The following is a 12647-nucleotide window of genomic DNA, read 5'->3' as shown; positions in this document are numbered from 1 at the left end:
CCGTGAGCCTGCCATGCCCCTGTCGCGGGCGCTGTCCGGGGCGGACCACACGCCGAAAGGTCCGCCCGTACGCTTGGCACTCGTGGCAAGTACCACCTCTCTAGCCAAACGGCTGCTCCTGGGCCGGCCGTTCCGCTCGGACAAGCTGCAGCACACGCTGCTGCCCAAGCGGATCGCCCTGCCGGTCTTCGCGAGCGACGCGCTGTCCAGCGTGGCGTACGCGCCCGACGAGATCCTGCTGACGCTGTCCATCGCCGGCGCCGCGGCGTACGCCTTCTCGCCCTGGGTGACGCTGGCCGTCGCGGTGGTGATGGTGACGGTGGTCGCCAGCTACCGGCAGAACGTGCACGCCTACCCGTCCGGCGGCGGCGACTACGAGGTGGCCACGGTCAACCTCGGGCCGAAGGCCGGGCTCGGCGTCGCCAGCGCACTGCTGGTCGACTACATCCTCACGGTCGCGGTGTCGATCTCCTCCGGGGTGAGCAACCTGGGCTCGGTGGTCCCCTGGGTCGCCACCCACAAGGTGCCCATCGCCATCCTCGCGATCGTCGTGCTCAGCGCGCTCAACCTGCGTGGCCTGCGGGAGTCCGGCGCGGCCTTCGCGGTCCCCACCTACCTGTTCATCGTGGTCATCGTCGGCATGATCGTCATCGGGGTGTTCCGGGTCTTCGTGCTCGGCGACGACCTGCGGGCGCCCAGCGCGGACCTGACGATCGACGCCGAGGAACACCATCTGACCCAGATCGGGTTCGCCTTCCTGCTGCTCCGGACGTTCTCCTCGGGTTGCGCCGCGCTCACCGGCGTGGAGGCGATCTCCAACGGGGTGCCCGCCTTCAAGAAGCCGAAGAGCAAGAACGCGGCGACCACCCTGATGCTGCTCGGCGGGCTCGCGATCGTCATGCTCTCCGGCATCATCCTGCTGGCCCAGCGCACGAAGTTGCAGTATGTGGAGGATCCGCTCCTCCAGATCGTGCCGAACGCCGCGTCCGAGGGCTACGTCCAGAAGACGGTCACCACGCAGCTCGCCGAGACCGTCTTCGGATCCGGTTCGTTCCTGCTGTACGTGGTCGGCGCGGTCACCGCCCTGATCCTCTTCCTGGCCGCGAACACCGCCTTCAACGGCTTCCCGGTGCTCGGCTCGATCCTCGCCCAGGACCGTTACCTGCCCCGCCAGCTGCACACCCGCGGCGACCGGCTGGCCTTCAGCAACGGCATCCTCTTCCTGGCGGGCGCCGCCATGGTGCTGATCGTGGCCTTCGAGGCCGAGGTCACCAGGCTGATCCAGCTGTACATCGTGGGCGTGTTCGTGTCGTTCACGCTGTCCCAGGCCGGCATGATCCGGCACTGGAACCGGCATCTGCGGACCCAGCGCGACCCGCTCCGGCGCCGGCAGATGATCCGGTCCCGGGGGATCAACACGTTCGGCATGATCCTCACCGGCGCCGTGCTCATCGTCGTCCTGATCACCAAGTTCCTGCTCGGGGCGTGGATCGCGATCGCCGCCATGATCGTGATCTACGGGCTGATGGTGGCCATCCATCGGCACTACACCCGGGTCGCCGAGGAGCTCAAACCCACCGACGAGCGGCCCGTGCTGCCGTCCCGCAACCACGCCATCGTGCTGGTCAGCAAGGTGCACCAGCCGACCCTGCGTGCGCTCGCCTACGCGCAGGCCACCCGGCCGGACACGCTCACCGCGGTCACCGTCAACGTCGACGACAACGACACCCGCGCCATCCAGGCCGAGTGGGAACGGCGGCAGCTGCCGGTCGCGCTCACGGTGGTCGACTCGCCGTACCGGGAGATCACCCGGCCGATCATCGACTTCGTGAAGAACACCCGGCGGGCGTCACCGCGCGACGTGGTCACCGTCTTCGTCCCGGAGTACGTGGTGGGCCGCTGGTGGGAGAACCTGCTGCACAACCAGAGCGCGCTGCGGATCAAGGGCCGGCTGCTGTTCGAACCCGGCGTGATGGTCACCAGCGTGCCCTGGCAGTTGCGCTCCAGCCAGGACCGCGACCTCGACCGGATGGACCGGGGGCTCACCCGGGCGCCGGCCCGTGGGCCGCGTATCCACGACGAGGAAGACGAGGCGCCACGATGACCGGTGCGATCATCGACGACCTGGTCGAGGGGGACCGGGTCGAGGTCACCGTGGGCGCGCCCGCGCACGGCGGGCACTGCGTCGCCCGGCTCGGCGGCCCGCACGGACGGGTGATCTTCGTCCGGCACGCCCTGCCCGGCGAGCGGGTCACCGCCGAGATCACCGAGCTGCACCGCGGCTACCTGCGGGCCGACGCCGTGGAGATCCACGAGCCGTCCCCGGACCGGGTCACCCCGCCGTGCCCCTACGCCCATCCGGGCGGGTGCGGCGGCTGCGACCTCCAGCACGCCTCCGGCGAGGCCCAGTTGCGGTGGAAGGCCGACGTGGTCCGGGAACAGCTGGTCCGTCTGGCCGGCCTCGACCCCGAGGGCATATTCGTACGGGTGGAGCCGCTGCCCGCCAAGGATCCGCTGCTCGGATGGCGGACCCGGGTGCGGTACGCGATCGACGCGGCCGGGCGTCCCGGGCTGTTGCAGCACCGGTCGCACCAGGTGGTGCCGATCGACCGCTGCCGGATCGCCCATCCGGCCATCCAGGACCTGGACGTGCTCGACGAGGACTGGCCCGGCGTGGACGCGGTGCAGGCCGTCGCCTCCACCGGCGGGGACGTCGCGGTGCTGGGCCGCCCGTCCGGCACGGCCGGCCCAGCACACGGCGACGACCTCGGGGAGGCGCCGGAGGGCGGCTCGCTGATCCGGCTCGCCGGACCGGCCGAGGTCACCGAGCAGGCGGCCGGGCGGGCCTGGCGGATCCCGCCGCAGGGCTTCTGGCAGGTCCACCCGCAGGCCGCGGACACCCTGGTCACGGCGGTCCTGGAGATGCTGCGGCCGGCCGCCGGGGAGACCACCTGGGATCTGTACGGGGGCGCCGGCCTGTTCGCCGCCGCGATCGCCGGGCGGACCGGTGCCCGGGTGACCGTCGTCGAGTCGTCCGCGGCCGGGGTGGCCGCCGCCCGCGCCAACCTGGCCGACCTGCCCCACCTGGACATCGTCGAGGCCCGCGTGGAGGTGGCGCTGTCCCGGCGCCGTGTCACCGGCCCGGTCGACCTGGTCGTCCTCGACCCGCCCCGGGCCGGCGCCGGCGCCCGGGTGGTCCGGGCCGTCGCGGCGGCCCGTCCGCGGGCCGTCGCCTACGTGGCCTGCGACCCGGCCGCCCTGGCCCGTGACCTGAAGACGTTCCGTGCCGAGGGCTGGCGCGTCGAGACTGTGCGGGCCTTCGACTGCTTCCCGATGACCCAGCACGTCGAGTGCGTCGCCCACCTGACCCCACCCTCCGGCGCCCGATGACGGGCCAGCCGGACCCGGTGGGGTGGCCCGTGCGGCGCTAGCCGCCCGGTCAGGCTTGACCACCGATCTAAGCCCGGCGGGGGCGGCACAGGCGTGCCCCGGCAGTGAGATCGCCGGAGCCGGCGGGACGGGGTGGATTCGGCGGGTGCGGGCCGGCCCGTACCGATGAAGGGATTTAAGGGTTGGCTCGTTCTGCGGCCGTGACCGCGTTGCGGAAGAGCATGGCGACCGTGGTCGGGCCGACGCCGCCGACGCGGGGGGTGATGGCGCCGGCCACCTCGGCGCAGGATTCGTCGACGTCCGGGAGGAGGCGGCGGCCCTCGTAGCGGACGCCGGCGCCGATGACGACCGAGCCGGGCTTGACGTGCTCGGGCCTGACGATGCCGGGGACGCCGGCCGCGGCGATCAGGACGTCGGCCCGCTGGGTGTAGCGGGGCCAGTCCTTGACGCCGGTGTGCACCACGGTGACGGCGGCGTTGGCGGTCGGGCGCTTCTGCGCCAGCAGCATGGCGAGCGGGCGGCCCAGGGTGGCGCCGCGGCCCAGGATGACCACCTCGCGACCGGCGATCTCGATGCCGTGGAAGGCGAGCAGCGCCTCGATGCCGGCCGGGGTGCAGGGGAGCGGGCCGGGCAGGCCGACGGCGAGCCGGCCCATGTTGAGCGGGTGCATGCCGTCGACGTCCTTGTCCGGGTCGAGGGTCTGCAAGGCCGCGTCGTAGTCCAGGTGGGCCGGGATCGGGTACTGGATGAGGACGCCGTGCACGTTCTTGTCGTCGTTGAACCCGGCGATCACCTCGAGCAGGTCGGCCTGGGTGACGTCGCCGCTCAGGTGCTGGTGCGGGGAGGAGAAGCCGAGCTCGGCGGCCTGCTTCTGCTTGATCCGGATGTAGCCGGCGCTGGCGTCGTCGTCACCGACCAGGATGGTGGCGAGGCTGGGCTGGATGCCGCGGTCCTGGAGACGTGCGACACGCTCGCGGACGTCGTTGAGGACCGATTCGGCGACCGGGGCGCCGGGCAGCAGACGTGCGGTGGACATGTGGACTCCTCGTGCGGGGAGCCCAGGCGGTCGACTCCTCGTGACGAGCTCCCCGATGGTTGGACCATCCCCGTGCCGCCAGTCGCTGTGTGCCTTCCAGGATGCCCGAAGGTCGCGCCGGAGAACCAGCCGGGGGTCCGGTTCGCGCCGGTCGGGGGAGGTTCCAATTGTGTGGAGGATTGGTGACGGTCCGTTCGCTCAAGTCGCGTCGCGGCGGGGCACCGATAGACTCTGCCCTCATGAGTGACTCCCCCTCGACCCCGGCCGGCCTGCTGAGCAGCATCACCGAACCCGGTGATCTCAAGCGACTGACCGCGGAGCAGTTGATCCTGCTCGCGGCCGAGATTCGTGACTTCCTGGTGGCCAAGGTCTCGCGGACCGGCGGTCATCTGGGTCCGAACCTGGGCGTGGTCGAGATGACCCTGGCGATGCACCGCGTCTTCGACTCCCCGCGCGACAAGATCCTCTTCGACACCGGCCACCAGGCGTATGTTCACAAGATCGTTACCGGCCGGCAGGACGGCTTCGACCTGCTCCGCCAGCGCGGTGGCCTGACCGGCTACCCGAGCCAGGCGGAGAGCGAGCACGACCTGATCGAGAACTCGCACGCCTCCACCGCCCTGTCGTACGCGGACGGACTCGCCAAGGCGTTCACGCTGCGTGGCGAGGACCGGCACGTGGTGGCGGTCGTCGGTGACGGCGCGCTGACCGGCGGCATGTGCTGGGAGGCGCTGAACAACATCGCGGCCACCCGCAACCGCCTGGTGATCGTGGTCAACGACAACGGCCGCTCCTACGCGCCGACCATCGGCGGGCTCGCCGACCACCTGTCCACGCTGCGCCTCAACCCGGGCTACGAGAAGGTGCTCGACCTGGTCAAGGACGCGCTGGGCCAGACCCCGGTGGTGGGCAAGCCGGTCTTCGAGGTGCTGCACGCGGTCAAGAAGGGCATCAAGGACGCGATCAGCCCGCAGCCGATGTTCGAGGACCTGGGCCTGAAGTACATCGGCCCGGTCGACGGCCACGACCAGCAGGCCATGGAGTCGGCGCTGCGCCGGGCCAAGGGCTTCAACGCCCCGGTCATCGTGCACGCGGTCACCAGGAAGGGCTACGGCTACCGCCCCGCCGAGCAGGACGAGGCGGACTGCCTGCACGGCCCGGGCAGCGCTTTCGACGTGGAGACCGGCAAGCTGCTGGCCGCGCCGACGCTCAAGTGGACCAAGGTGTTCTCCGAGGAGCTGGTCCGGATCGCCGACGAGCGCCCGGACATCGTGGGCATCACCGCGGCGATGGCCGAGCCGACCGGCATCGCGGCGCTGGCGAAGAAGTACCCGGAGCGGACGTACGACGTGGGCATCGCCGAGCAGCACGCGGCCACCTCCGCGGCCGGCCTGGCGATGGGCGGCCTGCACCCGGTGGTGGCGGTCTACGCGACGTTCCTGAACCGGGCCTTCGACCAGGTCCTGCTGGACGTGGCGATGCACCGGCTGCCGGTGACCTTCGTGCTGGACCGGGCCGGCATCACCGGGCCGGACGGGCCGAGCCACTACGGCATGTGGGACATGAGCGTCTTCGGCGTGGTCCCGGGGCTGCGGATCGCCGCCCCGCGGGACGCCGCCACCCTGCGCGAGGAGCTGCGCGAGGCGGTCGCGGTCGACGACGGGCCGACCATCGTGCGGTTCCCGACCGGCTCGGTCGCCCCGGACACCCCGGCGCTGCGCCGGGTGGGCCAGGTCGACGTGCTGCGCGAGGGCGACCGCGAGGACATCCTGCTCGTCGCCGTCGGCTCCTTCGTCGGGCTGGCGCTGGACACCGCGGAGCGGCTCACCGAGCAGGGGTACGGAGTGACCGTCGTCGACCCGCGCTGGGTCCGCCCGGTGCCGATCGAGCTGACCGGTCTGGCCGCCCAGCACCGGGCCGTGGTCACCCTGGAGGACGGCGTTCGCACCGGTGGTGTGGGCGACGCGGTGGCCAGCGCGCTGCGGGACGCCGGCGTGGCCACCCCGCTGCGGGACTTCGGTGTGCCGGCCGGGTTCCACCCGCACGGCAGCCGCGCCGAGATCCTCACCGCCCTGGGCCTGACCGCGCAGGACATCGCGCGGGACGTGACCGAGTGGGCGTCGAGCCTTGAGGCGAGCATTCCCGTTACATAATTGTTACCTTTGGTGGATGAGCGCTGACACCGCTTCCAGAAAACCGGTCGTCATCGACCTGGGGCTGGAGCGGGGTGAGCCGGAGACGTACCACCGGCCGGAGCGGCGGACCACGCCGCTCTGGCTCGGTCCGGCCCTCCTCGCCGTCCTGTTGCTCTTCTCCGTCGCGGCCGCGGCGCCGCCGCCCGGCCCGCCGCTGTCCGAGCTGCTCCGGCTGGCGATCAGCCCCGGCGACCCGGACACCCTGACCAGCGACGGCCGCCTGGTCATCCAGCGGGCCGGCGAGCTGAGCTCCTACGACCTGGCGACCGGCGAGCAGCAGTGGCGGGTCGCGCAGGACATCCCGGTCTACCGGTTGCGCACCGGCGGCGGGCAGGTGCTGCTGCGCCCCTGGGCGCCGGGCCGGGGCGAACCCGGGACCACCGCGGTGTCCCTGCGGACCGGCGCCCGCACCTGGCACAACGAGCGCAACGTGATCACCTTCCCGGGCGACGACCTGATGCTCGCGGTCGAGGGCGTGCGCAGCCTGTCCGGCAGCGGCCGCCGGGTCGAGAAGTGGATCGAGATGCTCGATCCGGCCGGCGGGGGCGCGCGCTGGCGGCTCTGGGTGCCGTCCACCGCCGTGCTGGTCGCCGTGCCCGGCCCGCCCGGCGGACCCGGCCGGCTGCTGCTCGTCCGGGACGACCTGACGGCCCACCTGTACGAGGTGGCGACCGGCACCCCGTTGGCCGTGCACCGGATGCCGCCCGCCAACTACGACCCGGAGAACCCGGTGGTCGCCGGTGGCGTGGTGCTGCTGCGGCACCCCGGGCCGTCCGGGATCGAGATCTCCGCGTACGACCCGCTGACCCTGCGGCCGATGTGGACCCAGCCGGCCACCGGCACCCGGGAGGTCCGGGCGTGCGGGCCGCTGGCCTGCCTCATCGGGCTGGACGGGGTGCGGGCCATCGACCCGGCCACCGGCGACCAGCGCTGGCACCGGCCCGGCTGGCGATCCGTCGAGGACTCCGGCGCCGGCCTGATCGCGTACGCCGACGGCCCCGAGTACCCGGCCGGGGTGGTCGACGCCCGGACCGGGCGGATGCTGGTCGACCTGACCGGGTGGCGGCCGGTCGGCGGGGCGGCCGTCGGCGGGGAGCTGCTCGTGACCAGGGAGATCGGGCCGGGCCCGCGTACGATGGTCGCCGTCGCGGCCCCGGGCCTGCCCCACCCGCGCCTGCTCGCCGAGCTGCCCACCGGCACCGGGGAGTGTCAGACCGCCCCGGAGCGGCTGATCTGCCGGTCGGTGTACGGGGAGTTGGTCGTCTGGGCGTACCGGCCGCGGACGGCGTGAGCGAGGAGGACACGGCGTGACGTTGATCGAGCTGGACCGCGACGCCCCGCTCGATCCGGAACCGCCCCGCCGTACCCCGCCCCCATGGCGCTACCGGCACCTCGGCCTGATCCTGTCCGCCGCCCTCGCCATGACGCTGGGCGGCGCGGCCCTCCCGGGCGGCACGTTCTGGCGCTATCTGGGCCTGATCCCGGCCTCGGCCGGCACCGACGCGCCGATCCAGCTGGCCGGCGGGCGGCTCTTCACGATCGTCTCCTCCGGTCCGGAGCGGACGCTGACCGCCTGGGCGCCGAAGCCGGAGCCGTACCGGATGTGGAGCGCCGCGCTGCCGGTCAGCGCCGACCACGACCCGGCGAGCGGTATCTTCGGGCCGGTCTCGGTGCGGGCGGCCGGCGGGGTGCTGCTGGTCACCGACGGGCCGGGCCCGACCACGGCCCTGGACCCGGAGAACGGGCGGACCCTCTGGACCTCGGCGGGCCGGGTCACCACGGCCGGCGACACCGCGTTCACGGTGGACCGGATCTTCCGGCCCGGCACGCTCTACGACCAGGAGTCCGGCGACCCGGGCATGCTCTACTTCTCGGCCGACGGGCAGCCGCACACCGAGCCGCCGGAGCGCACCGAGGTGCGTGGCCTGGACCTGGGCACCGGGGAGACGCTGTGGACCTCGTCGTCGCCCGGCTCGGTCACCGCCGATCCGGTCGCGGGTTCGCCGCGGGCCGTCCTGGTCACCGCCTCCGAGCGGCTCACCCTGCTGGACGCGGCGACCGGCCGGGTGCTGCGCGAGAAGCCGCTGCCGCAGGTCGACGGCGCCGGGCCGAGCACCGCGTCGGTGCTCGGCGACCTGGCCCTGGTCGGCTACCAGGGTGTGAACGTGCAACTGGGCTACGACGCCCGCACGCTGGAGCGCCGGTGGAAACGGGAGATCGTCGACGACCCCGCCCCGGCCGACTGCGACGGACTGCTCTGCTCCCGCGTCAAGACCCAGACCGCCGTGCTGGACCCGGTCACCGGCGATCCGCAGTGGTACGTGCCGGCGAACATGCGCCTGATAGCACGGGCCGGCGGGGTGCTGTTCGCCGACGGGGAGACGGGCGCCCCTGCCCACCTGGTCGACCGGGGCACCGGAGCGCCGCGGGTCAACCTGCGGGGCTGGACCGAGGCGGTCGACGGCCCGCCCGAGCGGATGCTGCTGCTACGCCGCTACGAGAGTGGCGGCGGGAAGACGTTCGGCATCGTGCTGCCCGGTCAGTCCGAGGTCACGGTGCTCGGGACGACCGGCTTCCCGGGCAACGAGTGCGTCGGTGACGATCGATACGTAGTCTGTCGGGACACCGGGGGCCTGCGGGTCTGGGCGTACCGGGCTTGACCGTCTGCCGGACCAGGGGGCGACGTGCGGGACCGCGTGATCGACCTCGGCGAGGTGCCGGCCGGTGCGCCGGACGAGGCCGTGCTGCCGCGCGCCCCGCTGCCGTACCGGTGGATCCTGGGCCCGCTCGCGGTGTTCCTGCTGGTCGCGCTCGGTGGCGCGGTGCCGCCCGCGGTGCCCCCGCCGCCGCCCCAGGTCATCCCGCTCACGCTGCGCGACGCGATCCGGGTGGACGGTGACCGGCTCTACCTGATCGGGCCCGGCGAGCCGATCGGCGGCGAGGTGCGGACCCACACCATCCGCGCCTTCGCGCTGCCCGGAATGACCCTGTCCGGCACCTGGACGGCCCCGATCGCGGGGGACGTCCTCTCCCTCACCGACGCCGGCGACGGCCTCCTGCTCATCGCGTCCGCCACACCGTCCGGGGCGACAGGTCTGATCGGGGTGCGGGCCGGGTCGGCCGAGCCGCTCTGGCAACGGGCGGCCGGCATGTTCGGCCTCTCCGGCGACCGGAGCACGGCGCTGGTCTACGACGACACCACCGATCCCGGCCTGGCGCCCTTGCACGGGCTCGATCCGGCGACCGGGAAGCCCCGCTGGACGGTGTCGCCACCGCCACGGCCGGGCGGGTGGGCGCTGCGGACCGGCTACTTCTACACCGGGTTTCCGGGCCTCGTCTACACGTTGTGGCCGGACGGGCGGCTGGAGGCGCGGGAGACGCGTAGCGGCCGGATCACCGCGACCACCCGCACGTCGCTGCCGGTGGACCGGGACACCGTGCTCCGGGTGGCGGGCGGCCTCCTCATGATCACGCGTGGCGGCGACTCGATCGCCTACGACGACACCACCCTGGCCGAGCGCTGGCGGGGCGGGCCGCTGGTCGGCCCGGACGGGTACCTGCTCGACTGCCATCCGATGATCTGCGCCGTGGAGTTGGAGAACGGCCTTGCCGGCATCGACCCGGCCACCGGGCGCCAGGTGTGGCGGCAGGACGGCTGGGACCGCCACGAGCCGCTCGGCGACCACGTGCTGCTGGGCGCGGCGAGCCGGGGGGATGCGGAGCTGTCGGTGCTCGACTCGCGTACCGGCCGGATCACCGCCCGGGCGGGCGCCTGGATCAACGGTGGTCCCGGTCCGCGGCCCGGCACGGCCTACGTCCACCGCATCCTCTCGATCGACAACACCATGCGGTACGGGGTGCTCGATCTGACCACCGGAAAGGTCCGCCTGCTCGGTGCGGCGGCGTGGATCGCCGGTGACTGCCGGTTCAGTTCGGGCGTGCTGATCTGCCGCCGGCTGGACGCGTCGGCCGCGGTCTGGCGCCTCTGACGCCGCTGGCCGGGGCTGGGTAGCCTGCACGTACGGCCGGGGTGTTTCAGGAGGTCTGCGGTGCGTGTGCTGGTGGTGGAGGACGAGCGGGACATGGCCGACGCGATCGCGCGGGGCCTGCGCCGCAAGGGGATGGCGGTGGACGTCGCCTACGACGGACTCCAGGGTCACGAGATGGCCTACGTGACGCGGTATGACGTGGTCGTCCTCGACCGCGACCTGCCCGGCATGCACGGCGACGAGATCTGTGCGGCCCTGGTCGAGTCGGGCACGCTGACCCGGGTGCTGATGCTGACCGCCAGCTCGTCGGTGGACGACAAGGTGGAGGGCCTGGAGCTGGGCGCCGACGACTACCTGGCCAAGCCGTTCGACTTCAAGGAGCTGGTGGCCCGGGTGCAGGCGCTGGGCCGGCGGGCCACCCCGGTGGCGCCCCCGGTGCTCACCGCCGGCGATCTGGTGCTGGACCAGTCCCGCCGGGTGGCGGCCCGGAGCGGGGCGCCGCTGGAGCTCACCAACAAGGAGTTCTGCGTTCTCGAGGAGCTGCTCAAGGCCAAGGGCGGGGTGGTCTCCAGCGAGGAGCTGCTGGACCGGGTGTGGGATGCCAACACCGACCCCTTCACCACGACCGTCCGTGTGACGATCAACACCCTGCGGAAGAAGCTGGGTGATCCGCCGCTGGTCGAGACGGTGGTGGGCGCCGGTTACCGGATCGCCGTACCGGTCGTGGCCTCGTGACCGTCTACCCCGGTGACCGCGGCCGGATGCGCCCCACCCTGCGGCTGCGCCTCACCCTGCTGAACGGCATCCTGCTGGTCGGCGCCGGGGTGATCCTGGTGCTGCTGGCCTGGCTGATGGTCAGTGAGTCGCTGCACCCGGTCGATGAGCTGCGGACCGGTTCCACGGTGACCCTGCGCGACGGGCGCACCCAGGAGGCGATCGTCTGGCAGACCGAGATGGTCGCGCAGGCCTCCCGCGAGGTGCTGGTCAAGGGCTTCAGCGCGCTGATCGCGGTCGGCCTCATCGGCGTCGCCCTGGCGTACCTGATGGCCGGCCGGGCGCTGCGCCCCCTGCACTACGTGACCCAGACCGCGCAGCGGCTCGGCGAGGAGACCCTGGACCAGCGGATCCGCTACTCGGGCGCGGACGACGAGGTGGCCGAGCTGGCCCGGACCTTCGACGCCATGCTGGACAGGCTGACCGCCGCGTTCGAGTCGCAGAAGCGGTTCGTGGCGAACGCGTCGCACGAGCTACGCACCCCGCTCGCGGTGATGCGGACCGAGATCGACGTGACGCTCAGTGACGACGAGGCCGACGTGGCGGAGTACCGGCGGATGGCCAAGGTGGTCCGCAACGCCTCGGAGCGGGCCAACGGGCTGGTCGACGCGCTGCTGGTGCTGGCCCGGTCGGAGGCGCAATCCGGCCGCCGGCTGGTCCGCAAGGTGCCGGCCGACCTGGCGACCAGCGTCTACAACGCGCTGTCCGCGGTGAAGGCCGAGGCCGAGCGCCTCAAGCTCGACGTCAGCACGGAACTGGCGCCGGCCCCGGTGGTCGGCGACCCGAGCCTGCTGGACCGGCTGGCCGGGAACCTGATCGAGAACGCGATCCGCTACAACCACCTGCTCGGGCAGCTGTGGCTGCGGACCGAGTCGGTGGGCGGCCAAGCCCGGCTGGTGGTCGGCAACACCGGCTACGAGGTGGAACCGGGCGATGTGCCGGGCCTGTTCGAGCCGTTCCAGCGGGGCGGCTGGGAACGCACCGGCTCCCGCGGCTCGGGCCTGGGTCTCTCCATCGTGCGGGCGGTCTGCGACGCGCACGGCGGCACCGTGTCGGCGGTGGCCCTGGAGGGCGGCGGGCTGGAGGTCACGGTCGCCCTGCCGGCCGCCGACACCACCCCGGTGGTGTCGGCCACCGCGAGCGTCCCCCGCGCCGGCTGAGACGTCGCCCGGCAAGCCCGGGTTGTGACCTTTTCCCGATGGGCCTGGCCGCCACTAGTTACTGGCGAGTAGCATTGCCGACACATTTGGGTTCACGCCCGCA

Annotated in this window: 9 protein-coding genes and 1 riboswitch; of the genes, 8 read left to right on the top strand and 1 reads right to left on the bottom strand. The window is 72.9% G+C overall.

Going from position 1 to position 12647, the window contains the following annotated elements; translation table 11 throughout:
* Nucleotides 1-82: 82 nt before the first annotated feature.
* Together IEZ13_RS02550 and IEZ13_RS02545 are read left to right on the top strand one after the other, a co-directional pair.
* A complete protein-coding gene (locus IEZ13_RS02550) occupies nucleotides 83-2104 on the top strand; it encodes an APC family permease (RefSeq protein ID WP_183216225.1) in 2022 nt (673 codons plus the stop codon).
* Entirely contained in the window at nucleotides 2101-3390 is a 1290-nt protein-coding gene (locus tag IEZ13_RS02545; RefSeq protein WP_183216223.1) for a class I SAM-dependent RNA methyltransferase, read from the top strand. The genes IEZ13_RS02550 and IEZ13_RS02545 overlap by 4 nt, the downstream gene beginning before the upstream one ends.
* Before the next feature lie 175 nt (nucleotides 3391-3565).
* Here IEZ13_RS02545 and IEZ13_RS02540 read toward each other — a convergent pair whose 3' ends face one another.
* Nucleotides 3566-4426 carry a bifunctional 5,10-methylenetetrahydrofolate dehydrogenase/5,10-methenyltetrahydrofolate cyclohydrolase gene (locus IEZ13_RS02540; protein WP_183216221.1) on the bottom strand — a complete coding sequence of 287 codons (861 nt, stop codon included), beginning with the start codon at nucleotides 4424-4426 and terminating at the stop codon, nucleotides 3566-3568.
* Nucleotides 4427-4439: 13 nt separating this feature from the next.
* Nucleotides 4440-4522: riboswitch (ZMP/ZTP riboswitch) on the bottom strand.
* A gap of 143 nt (nucleotides 4523-4665) precedes the next feature.
* Between IEZ13_RS02540 and dxs the strand changes: the two genes are divergently transcribed.
* From dxs to IEZ13_RS02510, 6 genes are read left to right on the top strand one after another with little or no spacing between them, the layout of a single operon-like run.
* Nucleotides 4666-6579, top strand: a complete 1914-nt coding sequence (dxs, locus tag IEZ13_RS02535) for a 1-deoxy-D-xylulose-5-phosphate synthase (protein ID WP_183216219.1) — start codon at nucleotides 4666-4668, stop codon at nucleotides 6577-6579.
* Nucleotides 6580-6595: 16 nt separating this feature from the next.
* Nucleotides 6596-7912 carry an outer membrane protein assembly factor BamB family protein gene (locus IEZ13_RS02530; RefSeq protein ID WP_183216216.1) on the top strand — a complete coding sequence of 439 codons (1317 nt, stop codon included), beginning with the start codon at nucleotides 6596-6598 and terminating at the stop codon, nucleotides 7910-7912.
* Nucleotides 7913-7928: 16 nt separating this feature from the next.
* Complete coding sequence (locus tag IEZ13_RS02525) at nucleotides 7929-9281, top strand: outer membrane protein assembly factor BamB family protein (protein ID WP_183216214.1); 1353 nt, start codon at nucleotides 7929-7931, stop codon at nucleotides 9279-9281.
* Between the two features lie 24 nt (nucleotides 9282-9305).
* On the top strand, nucleotides 9306-10610 hold the full coding sequence (locus IEZ13_RS02520) for a PQQ-binding-like beta-propeller repeat protein (RefSeq protein ID WP_183216212.1): 1305 nt from the start codon (nucleotides 9306-9308) through the stop codon (nucleotides 10608-10610).
* Between the two features lie 60 nt (nucleotides 10611-10670).
* A complete protein-coding gene (locus IEZ13_RS02515) occupies nucleotides 10671-11345 on the top strand; it encodes a response regulator transcription factor (protein ID WP_183216210.1) in 675 nt (224 codons plus the stop codon).
* A complete protein-coding gene (locus IEZ13_RS02510) occupies nucleotides 11342-12544 on the top strand; it encodes a sensor histidine kinase (protein WP_372441809.1) in 1203 nt (400 codons plus the stop codon). Before IEZ13_RS02515 ends, IEZ13_RS02510 begins: the two co-directional genes overlap by 4 nt.
* The last annotated feature ends 103 nt before the right edge of the window (nucleotides 12545-12647 follow it).

It is taken from the genome of Actinoplanes campanulatus (assembly GCF_014647795.1).
Lineage (GTDB): Bacteria > Actinomycetota > Actinomycetes > Mycobacteriales > Micromonosporaceae > Actinoplanes > Actinoplanes campanulatus.
The sequence above is the reverse complement of the archived record's forward strand: the minus strand, read 5'-3'. Positions and strand labels throughout refer to the sequence as shown.

Bases quoted from the DNA above. Each gene is read 5' to 3' on its own strand.
- IEZ13_RS02540 (WP_183216221.1), bottom strand. From the start codon at position 4,426: ATGTCCACCGCACGTCTGCTGCCCGGCGCCCCGGTCGCCGAATCGGTC.
- IEZ13_RS02530 (WP_183216216.1), top strand. From the start codon at position 6,596: ATGAGCGCTGACACCGCTTCCAGAAAACCGGTCGTCATCGACCTGGGG.
- dxs (WP_183216219.1), top strand. From the start codon at position 4,666: ATGAGTGACTCCCCCTCGACCCCGGCCGGCCTGCTGAGCAGCATCACC.
- IEZ13_RS02545 (WP_183216223.1), top strand. From the start codon at position 2,101: ATGACCGGTGCGATCATCGACGACCTGGTCGAGGGGGACCGGGTCGAG.